Genomic DNA, 17996 nt, shown 5'->3' with positions numbered 1-17996 from the left:
GTATAAACCTTTTTAAAGTTGTAACGCATTGATGCATTACAGGATGCGTTACACACCAACTTTGTACTCATCGGTGTAACGCAAAAACATGCCAAAGCAAGTAATTTCGCTTACAGACAGTAAGATCAAATCCTTTTTACGTGAATTAAAACTTAATAATCCCAACGGCTTAAATACTGATGTAAGGCTGTCAGATGGTGCGGGATTAAATCTTCTAATTCGCAAAAATGGGTCGGTAATGTGGCGATTCGACTACACACGCCCAGTTACAAAAAAAAGAAATACCATGTCCATTGGTTATTACCCTGAGATTACTTTGGCAAAAGCACGCGAGTATCGTGAACAATTTAGGGCATTATTGGCTGAAGGTAAGGACCCACAAGCAGAGAGACAGGGTGTAGAAGAAAAAGAAAGGCTTAAACAGCAAAATACTTTTAAAGCGGTAGCTGAGTTATATAAAAGCAAACAGCGATTGGCTGAGGCTACTGTGATACGCAATGAGCGCATCTTTGAAAAACTTTATCGAGACATTGGTAATTTGCCTATTGCTGATATCACGCCACGTGACTTGGCTAAAGTTATCGAAAAAGATGAAAACAAGGGATTCATTGAATCCGCCATGAGAATTAGATCAAAAGCATCGCAGGTATTTCGTTTTGCCGTAAAAATGGGTTTGTGTCAGCGAGATATTGCTCAAGACTTATCTGGCACCATTACACAAAGAGAAAAACAACACTATTCAGCATTAACTGATCCGTTTGACTTCGCACGATTGCTTTTTGATATTGATAACTATGAATCGCAACTTGTACACGTAAAGTTTGCGTTACAGCTGGCACCTTTGGTTTTTGTACGCATTGGAGAATTAAGAGCTGCTAAGTGGGCTGATATAGATTTTGATAATGCTACCTGGTCTTACACACCATCCAAGACTTCTGCAAAAACAGGTTTGAGCCATATTGTGCCGCTATCAACTCAGGCTGTAGCGATTTTAAAAGAAGCATATAACTTCACAAACAATTCAATTTATGTATTCCCATCACGTTCTGATAAAAACCGCCCTATTTCCAATATGTCAATTAATATGGCATTACGTCGCATGGGATACGGAAAAGAGGAAATGACAGGTCATGGCTTCCGAGCGATTGCACGCACATTGCTTGATGAAGTCTTGGAATTTCCATTGGAGCTAATCGAGCAGCAGCTTGCGCACCAAGTCCGTGATATGCACGGCAGGGCATACAACCGAACAAAGCATTTAGACAAAAGAAAAGTGATGATGCAGCGATGGTCAGATTATTGTGATGAATTAAAACTGCAATTTGAATCATCGAAAAATATTAGATATGAAGAAAAAAAGCCCTCATGATACGAGGGCTTGTTTTTTATTGAAGTGAGCATAAATAGTCGACTTCCACCAGTGTTTGTATCCGCTTTCACTTACCCAGTCAGGCTCTGGAAATTGCTGAGATTCAATCATCTTGATGATAGATGCACGCGTCATACCGACCATTTTGGTGACTTCACTTGTCTTTAAAAGGCGATCTTCTTCACCATATAAGGCGTTTTCCATGCTCACACCTCACTTAAACCCACATTTACTACAAAACACACCACAGCGAACCGTGAACCTTTTACACATGAAGCAGTATTCAGTCATTGGCTTGCTCCTGTGCTTCATCAATCATGGCCTTGTAGATAAACTCATTGCGCTTGTTGTGACTCATGCCTTCGATATCTTCAAAGTAATCCCATGTCGCATCAATCATTTTTGGTGTCGGCTCTTTCGGCACAACCACAAAACCGTCGGGAACGGCTCGGGCTTTGGCTTTCAACCATGATGACCAGCCCCAATTAATGCAGTCGATAGTTGTTGAGGCTAGATGATCTGAATAAAACATATTTATCCCATCACTTAATTTAAGCGTATCGCACTGTTCTTGAGTTATTGCATTCTCAGCCACCAACATGGCTGTGTAGTCCCATTTTTCTTGATGAATATCCATCACACCAACTCCTCTAAAAATCGCTTGCCACCATCTAAATACCCATTCAGAAAAATCTTAAACACTGGCAAACAAGGCTTGTTCATCTTTAAATTTACAATTTCAATTTGCTTATGCTTTGCTTTCCAAGCAATCAAATAATCATTACCGTGCTTTCTGCCACTCCAACCATTTTTAACCAGCCATTTTCTGAAATATGGAAGCAGTGAAATCGGTATCGTTTGCTTTTTTCTCATGTTGCTTTCCTTGTATGGCCACACTCATTTTTGAATGTGGCCAACTTCAATTACTCGAACATATCCTGTTGGTTTTCGATGAACTCTTTACGCTGTTTGTATGCTGCCAGTAGCTCGGTTTTATGCTCTGCTAGTAACTTGTCTTTGTTTTGATTCATCAACTCTGCAACGCTTTTAAGCTCATCCACAGTTTTTGAATTAGCGATTGAAGTCATCAAACCACCCATCACAGATTTACTTTTGATAGGGTCCGGTGCTACAGCTGCCGTTTGTTGCTGTTCAGGTTGAGTCTGCGGCTTCTCAAACTTGGCGCGTACTTGTTCAATATTGGCTTGCAAATACTGTGCATCTGGTTGATTTAAAGCCGCATCATTTTCGATTTGTTCTTCAATATCCAGCACGTCTACCATTGACTTTGCTGTGTTTAAGGCTTTGGCATACTCTTTTTTCAAGTCGGCTGAACTTGGTTGTTTCTTTTGCTGCACCACTGCTTCAGCTTCTGCTTGTAATCGCTTTAATTCATCAGCATTTAGTTCAGCATGAACAACTTCACCCGATGTTTCGGTTGGGGCGTCCTCAATTACAGTTTCTTCAGCTGCTTTCGGCTGTGCCTTTGTTTTTTTGGTCGTCGCTGCTTCTGAATACTTCTTATATTGAGCATTCAAAAGTTTGTCTAATTCGGCTTTTTCTTTATCCGAATATTTTTCAATGTCAGCAGCAATCGTATCCAATTCATCTAAAGTTTTAGCTTGCAGGATTTGCTTTTTGACTGCACTTAAATCCTGTTGAGTCGAAACAACATTGGTATCTGGTGTCACATCAATGATGCGATCCTGTTCTTCTTCTGCAGAACGTAAACCCATCAACAACTCAGGTGCATAAACACGGCCAAAGAATGATGCAGCACGATAGCGAAGCATCTGCTCAGGCATGGTCTGCCACTTACTACCGTTTTTACCGTACCAACCTTCTTTAACCGCCATTTCCATAGTAATTTTTGAAGATTCGATACGCTCACCAGTTTCACGTTCAATCGCCCAAGCTACACAAGTTAGGTTTTTAACCGTGACTTTCTTTGCAACTGTTTTCTTTTGGCGGTTTTCCCAAACAGTTTCCTGATACTCCACTTCAGTTTCGCCTAAATCCTCTAGGTCAAAACGCAGGGCGGAGAAGCGACCACAGCTATTGATTGCTGCCATGATGAATTGAGATGACCACGCTGGGCGGCCTTCAATTAAGTAAAGGTTTTGCATCACCATCAATGGATCTGCACCCATGCGGTTAGCCATATTTAAAGCGATAATGCAGTTCGATAAGCCGTTCGGGTTTTCTTCGTCACGGTACTGCATGTTGCCAAAGCTATCTTTCCCAGCTTTGACCTTTACAACAGAACGATACTGTTCAGGCACAAGGGTAGAGCTTGCAAGCATTTTGGCAATGCGCTGTGAAAGTTCAAAAGCTTCTAAGTTTAAAAGGCCAACTGAATGAGCTTGCTGTTGTGCAATTTGAGTTTGAGCGTTCATAATAAATTTCCTATAAAAATCAGTTAAAGTCGTTTTCTAAAGCTTGTTTTGTCATGTATGACGGCAGAAATATTTCTTCCATTTCTAGCGAGTAGCCGTCCCATTCATTAATGAGTAACGATTCAGCTAGTAGAGATTTGGCTTTGTTGTATCGCGCCTCACCAACGCTTAAAAATAGGTCGGATGCTTTGTATTGCTTGACGTTGAAAGGGATAGCACTTTCAGCCACAAGAAAAATAAAAGGTGGCTTTTCTTCGGTTTTGTAATATTGCTGGAAGCCTTCACGGTACATTGCAGCAGATAAGTCATAACCAAAATTGGCGCATTTGCGTGAAAACTCATTTGGACGTGCATCCGTTGTGGTTTTTAAATCCAAAATCATGCCGTTTGGAAATACATCACACGGTACAATGTGAAAGTCTGGACGGACGCGCAGCTGTAAATCAAACACTGGATCCGTATAGAAGATGCTCGCTTCTGCCATGCCGTAGTTGTTTTGCATATCTGCATACGAACTCAGCATTTTTAGGTTAGCTACAATGCGTTTAGCGCCTTCCACTTGTTCATCTGTCACTAGAATCTTGCCTGCGTGCGCTTGCTCCCATGCCAAAGCTTCTTCTTTGCCAGCTTTGGTGCGTCGGTCAAACTTAGGCGCAATTACAAATTCATCATCAAACTGTTCGGGTTCAAGGAATAGGGTGTGTGCTAAGGTGCCAAAATCCATAGATGCCTTAGATTCACGTTCAACTTCTTTCAAAATGTGATTTGAGTAGAAATGAGCGCCTGAACGCAACATATCTTTAAGTTGGCTTGAACTGTGTTCTGGTCGAGCGTGATATTCATCATTACTCATTTGCTCAACCATTAAGGCATTTAAGCCTGGTGCGATAAGTGTTGTCATTTAGCACCCCCAATTTTGACCATGCGCTCAACTTCACGCGCTTGTTCATGGTCAGCAGTGACAATGCACATATACGCAAGACCAGAAAACAGAAGGAATAGGAACAAGCCAGCAAAGAAGTTGCTGCCGAAGCGTGGTTTTTTACCCCACATTTCTTCATGTGTCGGGTATTGATAAAGACGCTCAGACGTTTGACTTTTGTTAGCGTCAAACTGTGGCGTATTGCTATGTGATGGGTATTGACTCATAATTGATCTCGCTTTATAGCAAGCCCTGATGCCGTCGAAAGTAGTCAGGGCTTTTTGTTGTTTACGAGATAGAATTTAGCAAAATACTAAATTTAGTACAATACTAAATATGAGTATTTTTTTTAAATTAGTATAGTTTCATACTAAACTTCTGTTTTTATTAGATATAAAAAAACCTGCTAGTGCAGGCAAATTAAGAGTATGTGTCTAGTTGAAATATGTTTTCCAAATGGTCGCACCTATAGCAAAAGCGAATACAACAACAACCACAACCCATACCCACCATAGAAAATATATAAAAACCCCTGAACTTAAAGCATCCTTTTTGAAAATACCTTTGGTGGAATCTCGGAAAACCATCAAAGAACCAATAAACAGTATAGGCATAACTATATATTTAAAAAATAATGAAAAAGAATTTTCAAATACATACTCAATATTTGTAAATTCAAATAAAATAAATAGAGAAATAAGTGAAAAAATAAAAACAAATTGCCAATTTATGCGGTAATAAATCCTTTTTATTGACTTTGGTGCTTTCATTTTTAAATTTTCCTATACAAACCAACTACCTTTCCAACTAAGCGGCAATCTTCGGTTAGTTTAATGATCTGCTCAGGCCAATTAGGGTTGAGCGGCTGCAAATATTTATTAGCCCCCTCAATAATTAACTTTTTAAAAGTAGCCTCGCTTTCGCCATGACAGGCCACAATTACTAAGTCATCGGTCTGTAAGTCAAATGTTTGTATGTCAGGGTTGATGTAAATTCGGTCTCCTGGCTTAAAGTCTGGACTCATTGAATTACCAACCACGACTAAACCATAGCCGTTTTTTCCACAATCTTTGTTTGGCGGCAACCATTCTGCCACCTCTGTATCTTTAATAACGGTTTCAATTGGACTGAAAGACCCAGCTGCAACCCACGAAATAACAGGAATTTGACGACCCTCTAAGCTGATTTTTTCTGACAGGTTAATATTGTTGTCTAGTTTTACAGTGTCTTTATTTTTGCCGTGTGAAACATCCATATAACCATGACTTAAGCCAAATGCTTTCTCAATCTTTCTAGCCATAGCAGTTCCTACAACTGCAGGCTTTCCATTTCTCCCGATTGTTCCATTAATAATTTGGCTGATGTATGCAGGCGCAGTCGGCACAGCATTAGCAAAATCTTTTTGAGAGCCGTTAGCTTTCAACTCAATAAGCTCTAACAGATTCGCTTTTCTAATTTCTGAAATATCCATAATTAAATAATCTAGTAAAAAACTAAAAAAAGGAATGTGTAAAAAACTAAAGATGATCTTGCATTAAGTTTAGTAAAATACTAAATTACATATATTGGTAATTTAGGTACTCACTATGACTGCAAAAACATCAACACATACCAAGGTTTCAAAAAAACGTGTTGGTTTGCTTAATTTCTTGAAAGCTATTCCAACTGAAAAAGACCTTTCTAAGTTTGCTAAAGACTGCGGAACAACCACTGGCAATTTAATGCAGATCGCCTATGGCGGCAGTGTGTCTGCAAAACTTTCAAAAACAATCCATGAAAAAAGCGAATCAAAAGTTCTTTTGGTCGAATTACGTCCAGATATTTTTTCTTAAAAATGGAATTTGCTATGTCTGAAAAACTTACGGAGAGCATCACATTCAAATGCACGTATGAAGAAAAGCGTGAATTTGAAGCGATAGCCAAAGCCGAAAAAACCGATGTTTCTAAATTAAGTCGTGTTTGCATGAATCAAAAAATCTCGGAAGTGAGGGAATACCTAAATTCTCTCAAAGCCTTTGCACGTCTTACCACAGAAACGATAGACACAGATTTTATGCTGACAGCGCAGCCACGAATTATTGATGTCACCCCAAAACCGCAGGCACAAAAAAAGCTCAACTGTTGCGACCAGATGAGCTTTTTTGCCGTTCACTCAGAAAAGTAAACGAGGTAATTCAAACATGCCGAATTTAGCACATGAAACCTTAGACCATCAAGGTGTGGTCGTTAAGTTTCCGAGAAAAGAGCAAAAATCCATGTCTATCAAACCAGATGGGTTCACTGGCTTACCTAACTTTATTTGTGATGAAGGTTATTTATCTGAACTTAGCGGTGAAGCTATCAAGTGTTTGGTATTTCTAAATCGCTATATCAGTGGTTTTCATGTAGCTAGCAAAGCGATTGGTGAACCTTTGATTATGAAAATTACAGGTATTAAGGATAAGAGAACCATTAGAAAGTACATTACCGAGTTATCTAAATTCAAGTTAATTCGCGTGGAGAAATCAAAGGGTAGAAGCAATGTTTATTTCGTCACTTTTGATGAAAGACTACCTGTAGAAGTAGTATCACCGCATGTACCTAGTGCATCGGATGCAGTCACATTACATGCAGCTACAGTAGTATCACCGCATGTACCTAGTAGTAGTGACATGGCATGTCACTCTGTAAAAGAAATAGATTTAAAAGAAAATATTAAAATAGATGATGATAATGCGCGCGAAGATTTTCAGCCTCAGCAAAACCGTCCGTTGAATTTTGTTGAGTATCATCCGAAAGACCGAACAGCAATTTCGTTCAAAGACCTTTGCAAAAAATATTCAGCGCAAATTGATTTTCAAGATCAAGCCAAAATCAATTTTCCAAATCACGCACCAGAACGCATTTTTGAAAATCTCAAAAAAATGGCGCAGTGGTCGCTGGATAAATCAAATCACACACCGCAAAAGTGGATGACCATCTGGTTAGACACGTTCATGAAAAACATGCCGAGCGACGCAGAACTTGCAGCACAGCAAGCACGCAAAGCCAAGGCAACACCAAAAACCAAACCGCAAAAGAAATATCACCGATACGGCCAAGCGCAGTATCAGCAGCCTGCTATGCGCGATGTAGGGGGTAATCATGAGTAACATCCAGCAGTACCAACAAGCCTTTGCAGTCGATTTTCCAGTTGAAATTGCAGATCAAATTTTGGGACACATGCAAGCACTGTACGGCGATCTGTTCGATAAAAAATACGGCGAAATTGATTCTGAACACCTGAAAATCACGGTTTGCCAAGTCCTAAATGGATTGAGTCCAGCCGATTTACAGCGCGGTATTCAGCGTATGAGCACTGAAAAATGGTGTCCGACACTGCCTGAGTTACGCAGCTGGTGTATCCGCGATTCAGATTGGTGGACAGCCGAACAGGCTTGGGCCAAAGCATTGAATTTTATTGCTGATGATTCGCAAGCAATCACGACACTGGCAAAACGCTCACTGGACGAAGTGCAGCACGTTTTGAAAACCGAAGGGCAAAAAGCGGCTCACCGTGCGTTTGTGGATATTTACAACGATTACCAGAACCGAGCAAAAAAATTAGGACGTGTGCAAGTCATGTGGGTAAAACCCAAAGCCATCGCAGCACCGCAGGAATTGAACGAAAAGGGTACGCCGTTGCCATCAGAACTGGCAGGCATGCGAGATCAGATTTTTAGACGCGCAGGGAGAGTGGCATGAATATCACGCTCACAGAAGTAAAAAATTCATTGCAGGCTTATGCACGTAGCAAGGGACGTCCTGAATACACGCATTACGCCGTGAAAGCTGTGCATTTTGCTATTGCAAACGGTTTAGATCATCCGTTGAAAAGCCTTGTTTTAGTTAGTCCAAAGTCAATCACGGCGCAAGTTTCGGAATTAAAAAAGACAATTTTGTTTAGTGATGATGCTGAACGACTTGCACGGAACCGCATTGCGGCAGCTGAAACCATAGAGCTTGGAGAAAACACATTTATCGGTGAGTGCAAGCATCACGGCTTTGTGAAATTTACGGTTTATCGCAAGGCAGGTTATGTCTGCAACAAGTGCAAAAGGGAGTTAAAGGCATGAATGATTTAAAAACACTACGCGACAAGCTAAACGGCTCAATTCGTCACAACGAGGATGAGGCTGAGTTGCAGGCCCAATGGGACGCATTGCATCAAGCCATGGAAGATGAACAGGCGGCTGAAGAATTTGAACGGAGTTTTAATGAGTAATCTACGTTGGTCTGAAAATCAGCTAGAAGTTCATTTGAATAGGCATAAATTACGCAAGGATTTCGCCACAGCGCAATTTAAAACTAAAAATGATGCAAAGGTACAGGACGCACAGCAGAACGCAACACAAGCGATTACAGCGCAAAATACAACACATCAAGAAAAAACAATTTTGGATTGTGAAATAGCGACGATTCCACCGAGCGTGAACCACTACTGGAAGAAATCTGGTCGCGGTTTCAAGTTGAGTAATGAAGCAAGAGATTTTCATGATGTGGTCAGCATGTTGGTACCACGAATCAACACAGCAGCACGCTTAAAACTTGATGTGACGTTCCATTTTCCAAACCGCCTGCGTCGTGACATCGACAATTACCTAAAAGCGACCATCGACAGTTTAGTGAAGTGTGGGCTGTGTGTGGACGATGAACAGTTTGATGAGCTGATTGTTAGACGTGGTGATGTGGTCAAAGGTGGATTAATAAAAATTAAAGTGCTGGAGATTTAGCAATGGAAAGTCTGGTGGATTTAGTAAGTTCAAGCACTGACCCTCGCGCGCGCGCGCGTTTTCAAAATCTTCAATTAAAAAAGAAGGTTAAAGAATTTCGTGTCGCGATGCGCGGATATAAACGACCAGACTTCAATCGCATGATTTTAGACCTTTGCAGACTCGGCTGGACACACGAAAAAATTGCGTTTGTCTTGCCAGTTGCAAACGCCAGTACCGTGTCTGAATGGGCACGTGGTGGCAAACCTAATTACGAAAACGGAGAGGCATTTGTGATGCTATGGAAAACCGAAACAGGTATTGAGCGTGAACCGCGTGAAGGTGAGTGGCAAACGTATAGATACACCGTAGGGCAGTTAGATATTTTTGAAGATGGCGGCCTGTGTGACCAAGTGATTAGTGAGTTGGATCGGGAGATTAAAGGGTAATGCCACCTGACTACACCCACATAGAAAAAGATGGTACGCCGTGGAAGAACGCCAATAGCGATTGGTATTTTTGGCGTGATGGCTGGGGATGGATTCAGTATGTCGGTCCCAAGCCTGCGAGTTTTTTTAATAAGTTCAGGTAAAAAACACCCAACAAACCGCCACACATTACCATCCAAATTGACCCTATTCGACAACCATTGAATAGGGCTTTTTTATGTCTACACGTCGCGCAACTCGAACACCAGGTGCAAAAGAACCTGAGCCAACAACACAGGAGCAAGCAGATCAGGCACTGGAAGAAATTCTAAATGATACATCTGCAGGTGCGTTGGTACCCGCTGAACAATTTGATGCTGTGGCGCAAAAGCTTGCTGAAGCAGAAGCAAAAATCAAAGCGCTTGAGGCTCAATCAAAAGCAACAGCCAAAACTGCTGCACCAACACAACCATCTCAATCACAAGCTACCGAAGTTAAACGCACCAAAAAAGTATTGACTGAGCATGGCTGGACGTCTGTGGAGGAATAATCATGGGTTCAAAACCAAAAGTTGTGCAGCAAGACCCTGAAGGTGATGCACGCCGCGCAGCCGAGAAAGCGACAGCAGAAGCCAACACCAAAAAAGCCATGCGTCGCACTGGAAGCTCAACAGGTAGCGCAATGAGTGTATTGGGCAGTCAAGATGGTGGTAAAAAGCTGACAGGTTTTTCTGGTGCATTTTCTACATTTTTAAATGACCAAAAATCAAAACTAGGCGGTGGCTAATGCAAAACGACGCTCGAAAATTCTGTGCTCGTCTTGGGCACTTAAAGGCTGCACGCTCACAGTATGAGTCGCATTGGTCTGAGTGCTACAAGTACGGTGCACCAGAGCGTCAGCAATCTTTTTCAGGATCGGACGTAAAGAGTCAGCGTGAAAATGAACGTGTTGAACTTTACGATTCAACAGCTGCAGATTCTATTCAGATTCTCGTTTCAATGATTATGAACGGGGTAACACCTGCAAACGCTGTTTGGTTTAAAGCACAGCCCGATGGCATAGATGACTTGTCGGAAGTTACAGAAGGTGAACGCTGGCTTGAAGATGTGTGTCAATTCATGTGGCGCAATATTCACGGTGCAAACTTTGATAGTGAAAACTTTGACACGATCACGGACGTTGTGACTGCTGGATGGGGTGTGATGTATGTTGATATTGACCGTGTGGCAGGTGGTGGATACGTCTTTGAATCATGGCCTATCGGTAGTTGCTTCATAGGTTCGACACGCGCAGACGGCTTAATTGATACGATTTACCGTGAACATGAAATGACAGCCGAGGCGGTGATTAACACGTATGGCGAGAAGAATTGCCACTATACCGTTGTTGATACCGCTAAGAGTTCACCAGATACAAAAATCAAGTTATTGCACGTGATTCAGCCACGTAAGCAGGTCGGTGCAGGGCAGATCAATAAAGCCATGCCGTTTGCTTCATATCATATTGATCAGAGCAATCAGCACATGCTTAAAGAGTCGGGTTATCACGAATTCCCTTGTTCTATTCCACGTCTGCGAAAACTGCCAAATTCGGTCTATGGAAATGGTGAAATGACGCTTGCCTTGCCAGATGCAAAAATGGCTAACGAGCTTATGAAAAATACAGTTCGTTCTGCCGATCTACAAATTGGCGGCATGTGGATTGCCAAGGATGATGGCGTTTTAAATCCGCATACCGTGCGTATTGGTCCACGAAAAATTATTGTCGCCAACGATGTAGATTCAATTAAGCGCCTAGATGATGGTGTGAACTTTCAAATTTCAGAATATTTGATGCGTGATTTGCAGGGTGGTATTCGCAGAAAGCTTAAAGCAGATCAGCTACCACCAATCGGCACCACGCAAATGACAGCAACAGAAATTAATACACGTGTTGAGATGATTCGTCAGTTACTTGGCCCGATGTATGGACGCTTACAAACTGAGTATTTGAAAGCAATTCTTGATCGCTGCTTTGGTCTAGCGTTGCGGGCTAATCAACTTGGTAACCCACCAGAGGAATTGTGGGGCAGAAACCTATCATTCAAGTTTATTTCACCATTGGCGCGCAGTCAGCGCATGGAAGAAGTTTTTGCGACAGAGCAATACATTCTGAGCTTATCCAGCATGGCGCAAGTAGATCAAACCATTTTAGACAATATTGATTTTGATGCAGTTGCAGCCGTAACAGGCACTGGTCGTGGTGTGCCGCAGTCAATTATGCGTACAGCAGAAGAAGTGCAGCAACTACGTGAAGCGCGACAAAAGGCACAAGAAGAACAGGCTCAAGCACAACAAGAGCAAGCCATGATGGAAATGGCAGGCGGTGCAGTAGCCAAGGGTATCGAGAAACAGATTGGCACTGAAACAGCAACGGGAGTGATGCAGTGATAATTGCTATAGCGATGATGCTTGTTTTTGGGCTTGTTCTTGCCGTCAGTTGGTGGTTTGAGCTTAAGAAAAACAAAGAGCTTGAGGTATGCAATAACGCATTAAGACAGGAAATTTTCAAGTTAAAACTTTCGGATTCTGCTGAACAAAAAGATGCAGTAACCGAGCAAGGCAATTTTGTGCGAACACGAAAACTACAGCGTGCCACACCAGAAACCTATCGAAATATGTTTGATATGGACCTAAACGGACAGCGCATCCTTGAACACCTAACAAACGTATTTTGCAAAGATGCTTTCGTGTCAAACGACAAAGGTGGAGAGCGTGAAACATGCTATCGCCTTGGTCAGCAAAGTGTAATCAATTTCATCATTCTGAATATTAATCAAGCAAACAGCCCACTTTACAAGGAACAAGACAATGACTGATCAAACAAGCAATGAGCAAGGCCAACAGCCAACTGAGCCAACGCCAAGTGTACTTAGTACGCCGTCAGTAGAGCCAAATCCTACCGAACAAAACGAGCAGCCTGTGCCAACTGGTGCACCTGAATCAATTGATGGTTATCAGGTCGAAGTCGAAAACTTTAATTTTGATGAGTTCAAGGCCATTCCTGAAAATCAGGAGTTTTTAGAGCGTGCGCGTGAAGCTGGGCTGGATAACAGCAGCCTGAATTTCTTGCTCAAGGAATATAACGAGTTGATTCCTGCGCTCATGGAAAATAATGCCGTAATGGATAACGAAACCACGGTCAAAACCATGACTGAAGCATGGGGAGCTGATGCAGAGCAGAACTTTGGTTATGCGCAAGCGGTGGCAGGCAACCTGATTGCAAACGGTGTGCTGACTGCGGATGAAGTGAACGATCCATCATTTGGAAACAATCCTTTAGTTTTGAAGATGGCGGCCTATTTTGGTCAGCAGCTCAATGAAGATACACCCCCGTCTAACACACAACAAAGTGGCGGTTTGGATGTTGAATCATTAATGCAGTCGGAAGCGTATTTGAACGAAAGCCACCCTGATCATAAGCGTGTCTTTGCTCAAGTCCAAAACTTCTATCAGAAGCAATACAAGTAAGGGGTAATGTATGCCTATTGTGAATGAAAACAAAATCACGGCAGCCTTTGTTCAGCAGTTCCATGACAACTATGAGTTGGCATCACAGCAGAATGAATCGCGCCTGTTAAAAACAGTGGTCAATCGTGGAAAAATCGTGGGTGAATCATTCACCATTAATGATATGGGTCAAGTTGAAATGGCGGCTTCTGGTGCGCGTTTCGGTGATACTGCTTGGACGATTCCTGATGCTGGTACTCGTAGCGTCTTGATGAATGACTTTGATCTGTTCATTCCAATCGAATCACGTGACATTCCAAAGCTGAAAGCACATCCAAACGATAAGTACATCAAGTTGCTGTATAACGCGAAAAACCGCAAAATTGATGACATTGTTTACCAAGCTGCAATCGGCACAATTAATCGCAAAAGCGTTGCTGATAACGGCACAGCAACAACTACAGCAACCGCATTGCCAGCAAACCAGATCATCCTTTCAGGTTTTGGCACGTTGAAGCAAAAGATTATTGAAGCAAAATCCATGTTCCGTGCCAATGAGTGCGATGAGCACAATGGAGAACAGTTATACATCCTTTACACATCGGACATGCTGTCAAGCATTTTAGGTGACACCACACTTACATCTGCCGACTTTATGGCTGGAAAAATGCTGCAGGAAGGTGGTGTGGGTGGCAAATGGATGGGCTTCAACTGGATTCCATACGAAAAACTAAGCCAAGGTGCTGCGGTTGGTGAGAAACGTACCGTTGCTTACTGTGGGTCTGCAATTCATTTCGGTGAAGCGGATATTACTGGCTTTGATATTACGACACGTGCGGACAAGAAAAACATCAAGCAGGTTGGTGGTGTGCATTCTCTTGCAGCAGGTCGTGCAAACGAGAAGAAAGTTGTAGCGATTGATTTTGTTGTCTAAACAACGTCTTGAACTAGCATCTTGGGCATGAGGTGCTAGGTTTTTTTTAATAGCTAGAATTGGATAAAGACATGAAGAAATTATTAGCACATGCATTATGCGCATATATTGGCACTAAATCTGTATTGGCTACAACCATGACACGTGGCGAATATAATGAATATCGTGGCTGGCAGATTCCCGAAAATGAAGACCCAAGCGAGCAGGGTTATTTGGTTGAATATGTGGATGGCGGTAAGCCAAACGATGATCGTCATGCTGGCTATATCTCTTGGTCGCCAAAAGATGTCTTTGAACAATCATACAAATCCAGTGGATCATTGACCTTTGGTGATGCAATTACTGCATTAAAACAGGGGCAGCGTGTTGCCCGTTCTGGCTGGAATGGAAAGGGTATGTTCTTGTACTACGTGCCAGAAAACAAATATCCAGCAGCACGCAATACATTGAATACTCTGGATGGTTTATTTGAAGATAATATGGTTCCTTATGGTGCATACATTGCCATGAAGACTGCGCAAAACAATGTTGTACCCTGGCTTGCAAGTCAAACCGATGTGTTGGCTGAAGACTGGGTCATTCTCTAACACCCAACAAACCCACCCTTAAAAGCCCACAAGATCATAAAAACTTGAGGGCTTTTTTATGACCACAACAAAAGTATCCATCTGCAATGAGGCGCTAAATTTAATTGGTGCCAAGTCAATTTTATCCTTTGATGAAAATACAGAGAATGCACGTCGTTGCGCTTCAATTTATGACTCAACACGCAAGGCTTTATTGCGCATGCATCCATGGTCGTTTGCAAAGAAGCGAGTTCAGTTGGCACCAGTAACTACACATCCAACCTTTGGGTATCGACATTCATTCCCGCTACCAAAAGATTTTCTGCGCATCATTAATGCCAATGTTGAAGATTACGAAACAGAAGGTCGGCACATCCTTGCTAATACCGATCTGATTAGTCTGCTGTATGTTTCCGATCAAGATAACGAAGAAATGTGGGATTCGTTGTTCTGTGAATGCATGGTTTTTTATTTGGTGCATAAGTTAGCCAAGCCAATCACAGGCAGCCAAGCAGAGTCTGATAGTGCGTGGACCAAGCTGCAAAACATGCTTAAGCAGGCACGCGCGATTAATGGACAGGAACGCCCTGCACAAGACTTTGCAGCAGATTATGAGCCAGCATTGATGGGGGTGCGTTACTAATGAAAACTGTACTTATTAAAAACAACTTTAGTGCGGGTGAGTTATCACCAACACTTTATACCCGCACTGATATTCAGCAGTATTCCAATGGTGCTAAGCGTCTTAAAAATGTAATTCCACTGGTTGAGGGTGGTGTGCGAAAACGACCAGGGACAATTTTAAAGTATGTTATCTCAAGCGCTGTCCGCCTAATCCCATTCATTGTCAATTCTGATAATTCCTTTTTGCTGGCATTAAAACCCGGTCAGCTTACAGTTTTTAATCCCCAAACAATGGCTGTAGTCGCGCAGATTGCAATCCCATATACAGCAGAACAGATTCCAGATATTCAATACGTGCAATACCGATTTGAATTGTTTATTACGCATGGCGAAGTGCCTATGCAGCGTTTACGCTGTGATGAAGATTTTAGCAACTGGAATCTATCGGCTTTTGTTTTTACACACCCGCCAATTGACTCTGATAATGCGCGCTATCCATTTCGTAAGGGTACGCCGTCTGGTAAGGATTTGGGCGCATTCGTTACTTTCACACTTGATGCGGTGTCAGCTTGGTCAAACTCAACCACATATCTTTTAGGTGATGTGGTGATTTATTCAAGCCAGTATTACCAAGCGGCACGTGACAACTCAGATAAGCAGCCGAACACATCAACTGATGATTGGGTCGTTGTGCCGAATGCTGATGGCGCTGGTTTTGCTGCTGGTGATGTTGGGCGCTATCTTGATGTTAATGGCGGCCTGATCAAGATTACAAAGTTTAATAACGTAAATAGCGTCAGTGGTGAAGTGGTTAAAAAACTGGATGCAGTGATTAAGGCTATTGAACGGTCATGGGTAATTTTACCGCAGGCTTTTAATGCTACAGATGGCTATCCGCGTTGCTGTACTTACCACAAGCAGCGACTTGTTTTAGCGAATACAAAAAAAGCGCCTAATAAAATTTGGTTTAGTGCGGTAGGTGCCAACGGCAATTATCTTGAAACCACAGAAGATGGGGATGCATTCAGTGTTGTATCGGCTTCAGGACTATCAAACAGTATTTTGTTTCTTGAAGCGCAGCGTGGCGTAATTTGCTTAACGTCAGGTGGTGAGTTCATGGTTGATTCTGAAGGTGCATTATCCCCAACAACTGTGAATATGAATGAACATAGTGCTTATGGTGCATATTCTAAAGCAAGACCTGAACGTGTCGGCAATGAGCTTTTATTTGTTCAGCGTGGTGGTGAGCGTATGCGTGCTTTGACCTATCGCTATGAGGTAGATGGACTTGTATCACCTGAAATTAGTGCACTTTCATCACATATTGGTGAGGAGCATTTAGGAATTAATGAAATCTCATATCAACAGGAACCTGAATCAATTGTGTGGTGTGTGCTGGGAGATGGAAAAGTGGCTTCAATCACGTTCAACCGTGATCAGGAGGTGCTTGCGTGGGCACAGCATGATTTTGGCGGTACCGTGATAAGCATGTGCTCAATACCAACCAAGCTCGGTTCTGACCGCACATTCGCATTAATTCAAAGAGGGGCTTTAAGAATCATTGAGGAATTATCATTTGATGCTTTGGTTGATTGCCAACAGGAAATTTCAGTCACAATCGAGGGTCAGGAACGAACGATTGCTTATATGAACAATGTCTCGGCATATCAATGGCAAGATGGTAGTTGTTTTGAGGTTGGTGAAAAGGTTAATGGCAACACAATTAAGTTTAATGGCTTGTCTGGGCAAACAGTTAAATGTGGCGGAACGATTGAATGCATTGTTGAACTATTCCCACCTGAATTAAATCAAAACCCATTGTCTAGCATGATGCACAAAGCAAAGGTGGACCGCATTGCATTCTTTTTCAATAAAACGCTAGGTGCTGAAATTAATGGGCAGCTTATAGAAACCTTTACCTTTGAAGATAACTTGCTTGGCCCAAAACCGCCGTACACAGGTTTTCACTTAGAAGAAGGCGGGCACTGGGCTGATCTACACAAAGTTCCATTAATCATTACACACAACAAACCGCTGCCTTTTCACATGCAAGCTGTAACCATGCAGCTATCTATCAATGAGAAATGACATGCAAGTTCGACCAGCAACACTAAAAGACATGCCTAGTCTGCTTGCTATGGCGCGGCAATTTATTCTTGAGGCTCCTAATTATTCAGGTCGAGAGCTTAATGAGGATGCCCTAGAAGAAAACCTGACAGCAGTTATTCAGGGGCAGGGCGCTATTTTTGTGACTGAGCACAAGGACGCTTTAACAGGTGGGATTGTCTGCCTGACAACAAAAGATTGGTTTAATAATCAAATCATTGCTTTTGAACAAGTCTTTTATGTTGTCCCTGAATATCGTTCCACGCAGTCAGCACTTTTATTGATTGATAGCTTTGTAAGTTGGGCTAAGCACATGAATGCCAAGCGGGTGCAGTGTGGTACCACAACAGGTATTAGCACCGATGGGTGTGTTCGGCTTTATCGCCATTTTGGTTTTAACGAATACGGCATTCTTTTGGATCTGGAGCTTTAA

Annotated in this window: 27 protein-coding genes; 19 read left to right on the top strand and 8 right to left on the bottom strand. The window is 42.2% G+C overall.

Annotation, left to right across the window (positions count from 1 at the left end):
- Positions 1-88: 88 nt before the first annotated feature.
- Positions 89-1369: an integrase arm-type DNA-binding domain-containing protein gene (locus FTT91_RS01175; RefSeq protein WP_180168824.1), complete on the top strand. Its 1281-nt coding sequence runs from the start codon at positions 89-91 to the stop codon at positions 1367-1369.
- On the opposite strand, the gene FTT91_RS01170 is transcribed toward FTT91_RS01175, so the two are convergent.
- The 8 genes from FTT91_RS01170 to FTT91_RS01135 all read right to left on the bottom strand — a co-directional run bounded on the left by FTT91_RS01170 (position 1364) and on the right by FTT91_RS01135 (position 6158).
- Positions 1364-1573: an AlpA family phage regulatory protein gene (locus tag FTT91_RS01170; RefSeq protein WP_104852263.1), complete on the bottom strand. Its 210-nt coding sequence runs from the start codon at positions 1571-1573 to the stop codon at positions 1364-1366. The two genes, FTT91_RS01175 and FTT91_RS01170, sit on opposite strands and share 6 nt — an antisense overlap.
- 79 nt (positions 1574-1652) lie before the next feature.
- Complete coding sequence (locus tag FTT91_RS01165; RefSeq protein ID WP_180168823.1) at positions 1653-2006, bottom strand: hypothetical protein; 354 nt, start codon at positions 2004-2006, stop codon at positions 1653-1655.
- Positions 2006-2242, bottom strand: coding sequence for a hypothetical protein (locus tag FTT91_RS01160; RefSeq protein WP_180168822.1), 237 nt, complete (start codon positions 2240-2242; stop codon positions 2006-2008). Before FTT91_RS01160 ends, FTT91_RS01165 begins: the two co-directional genes overlap by 1 nt.
- A 50-nt stretch (positions 2243-2292) precedes the next feature.
- Entirely contained in the window at positions 2293-3765 is a 1473-nt protein-coding gene (locus tag FTT91_RS01155) for a recombinase RecT (RefSeq protein WP_180168821.1), read from the bottom strand.
- Between the two features lie 19 nt (positions 3766-3784).
- On the bottom strand, positions 3785-4666 hold the full coding sequence (locus FTT91_RS01150; protein WP_180168820.1) for a PD-(D/E)XK nuclease-like domain-containing protein: 882 nt from the start codon (positions 4664-4666) through the stop codon (positions 3785-3787).
- Positions 4663-4914 carry a hypothetical protein gene (locus FTT91_RS01145; RefSeq protein ID WP_180168819.1) on the bottom strand — a complete coding sequence of 84 codons (252 nt, stop codon included), beginning with the start codon at positions 4912-4914 and terminating at the stop codon, positions 4663-4665. Before FTT91_RS01145 ends, FTT91_RS01150 begins: the two co-directional genes overlap by 4 nt.
- Positions 4915-5121: 207 nt before the next feature.
- Positions 5122-5457, bottom strand: a complete 336-nt coding sequence (locus FTT91_RS01140; protein WP_104852255.1) for a hypothetical protein — start codon at positions 5455-5457, stop codon at positions 5122-5124.
- 2 nt (positions 5458-5459) lie between these two features.
- Positions 5460-6158, bottom strand: coding sequence for a LexA family transcriptional regulator (locus FTT91_RS01135; protein WP_171287384.1), 699 nt, complete (start codon positions 6156-6158; stop codon positions 5460-5462).
- A 115-nt stretch (positions 6159-6273) separates the two neighbouring features.
- Here FTT91_RS01135 and FTT91_RS01130 point away from each other — a divergent pair, with 115 nt between their 5' ends.
- The 18 genes from FTT91_RS01130 (at position 6274) to FTT91_RS01045 (ending at position 17996) form a co-directional block, all read left to right on the top strand.
- Positions 6274-6519 carry a hypothetical protein gene (locus FTT91_RS01130; RefSeq protein WP_104852254.1) on the top strand — a complete coding sequence of 82 codons (246 nt, stop codon included), beginning with the start codon at positions 6274-6276 and terminating at the stop codon, positions 6517-6519.
- A gap of 14 nt (positions 6520-6533) precedes the next feature.
- Positions 6534-6851 (top strand): hypothetical protein, encoded by a 318-nt coding sequence (locus tag FTT91_RS01125; protein WP_104852253.1) that lies wholly within the window; start codon positions 6534-6536, stop codon positions 6849-6851.
- A 16-nt stretch (positions 6852-6867) separates the two neighbouring features.
- Positions 6868-7818, top strand: coding sequence for a hypothetical protein (locus FTT91_RS01120; RefSeq protein ID WP_180168818.1), 951 nt, complete (start codon positions 6868-6870; stop codon positions 7816-7818).
- Entirely contained in the window at positions 7811-8410 is a 600-nt protein-coding gene (locus FTT91_RS01115; protein ID WP_180168817.1) for a restriction endonuclease, read from the top strand. Before FTT91_RS01120 ends, FTT91_RS01115 begins: the two co-directional genes overlap by 8 nt.
- Positions 8407-8781: a hypothetical protein gene (locus tag FTT91_RS01110; protein ID WP_180168816.1), complete on the top strand. Its 375-nt coding sequence runs from the start codon at positions 8407-8409 to the stop codon at positions 8779-8781. Before FTT91_RS01115 ends, FTT91_RS01110 begins: the two co-directional genes overlap by 4 nt.
- Complete coding sequence (locus tag FTT91_RS01105) at positions 8778-8930, top strand: hypothetical protein (protein WP_158660389.1); 153 nt, start codon at positions 8778-8780, stop codon at positions 8928-8930. The genes FTT91_RS01110 and FTT91_RS01105 overlap by 4 nt, the downstream gene beginning before the upstream one ends.
- Positions 8923-9438, top strand: coding sequence for a RusA family crossover junction endodeoxyribonuclease (locus tag FTT91_RS01100; RefSeq protein ID WP_180168815.1), 516 nt, complete (start codon positions 8923-8925; stop codon positions 9436-9438). Before FTT91_RS01105 ends, FTT91_RS01100 begins: the two co-directional genes overlap by 8 nt.
- A 2-nt stretch (positions 9439-9440) precedes the next feature.
- Entirely contained in the window at positions 9441-9866 is a 426-nt protein-coding gene (locus FTT91_RS01095; RefSeq protein ID WP_180168814.1) for a hypothetical protein, read from the top strand.
- 217 nt (positions 9867-10083) lie between these two features.
- Positions 10084-10395, top strand: a complete 312-nt coding sequence (locus FTT91_RS01090; protein WP_180168813.1) for a hypothetical protein — start codon at positions 10084-10086, stop codon at positions 10393-10395.
- A 2-nt stretch (positions 10396-10397) separates the two neighbouring features.
- Positions 10398-10631, top strand: a complete 234-nt coding sequence (locus tag FTT91_RS01085) for a hypothetical protein (protein WP_104852246.1) — start codon at positions 10398-10400, stop codon at positions 10629-10631.
- The gene (locus tag FTT91_RS01080; protein ID WP_180168812.1) at positions 10631-12274 is read left to right on the top strand and encodes a portal protein; all 1644 of its coding nucleotides are present in this window, start codon (positions 10631-10633) and stop codon (positions 12272-12274) included. Before FTT91_RS01085 ends, FTT91_RS01080 begins: the two co-directional genes overlap by 1 nt.
- Entirely contained in the window at positions 12271-12702 is a 432-nt protein-coding gene (locus FTT91_RS01075; protein ID WP_180168811.1) for a hypothetical protein, read from the top strand. The genes FTT91_RS01080 and FTT91_RS01075 overlap by 4 nt, the downstream gene beginning before the upstream one ends.
- Positions 12695-13354, top strand: a complete 660-nt coding sequence (locus tag FTT91_RS01070; RefSeq protein WP_180168810.1) for a hypothetical protein — start codon at positions 12695-12697, stop codon at positions 13352-13354. The genes FTT91_RS01075 and FTT91_RS01070 overlap by 8 nt, the downstream gene beginning before the upstream one ends.
- Positions 13355-13370: 16 nt before the next feature.
- Positions 13371-14267 (top strand): phage capsid protein, encoded by an 897-nt coding sequence (locus tag FTT91_RS01065; protein ID WP_180168902.1) that lies wholly within the window; start codon positions 13371-13373, stop codon positions 14265-14267.
- A 137-nt stretch (positions 14268-14404) separates the two neighbouring features.
- Positions 14405-14854: a DUF2829 domain-containing protein gene (locus FTT91_RS01060; RefSeq protein WP_180168901.1), complete on the top strand. Its 450-nt coding sequence runs from the start codon at positions 14405-14407 to the stop codon at positions 14852-14854.
- A 58-nt stretch (positions 14855-14912) separates the two neighbouring features.
- The gene (locus tag FTT91_RS01055) at positions 14913-15476 is read left to right on the top strand and encodes a hypothetical protein (RefSeq protein WP_180168809.1); all 564 of its coding nucleotides are present in this window, start codon (positions 14913-14915) and stop codon (positions 15474-15476) included.
- Positions 15476-17545 (top strand): carbohydrate-binding protein, encoded by a 2070-nt coding sequence (locus FTT91_RS01050; protein WP_180168808.1) that lies wholly within the window; start codon positions 15476-15478, stop codon positions 17543-17545. The genes FTT91_RS01055 and FTT91_RS01050 overlap by 1 nt, the downstream gene beginning before the upstream one ends.
- Position 17546: 1 nt before the next feature.
- Entirely contained in the window at positions 17547-17996 is a 450-nt protein-coding gene (locus FTT91_RS01045) for a GNAT family N-acetyltransferase (RefSeq protein WP_180168807.1), read from the top strand.

The sequence above is a fragment of the Acinetobacter sp. YH12021 genome (genome assembly GCF_013420145.1).
Classification (GTDB): Bacteria; Pseudomonadota; Gammaproteobacteria; order Pseudomonadales; family Moraxellaceae; genus Acinetobacter; species Acinetobacter towneri.
This window is presented reverse-complemented; position numbering and strand designations above follow the sequence as displayed.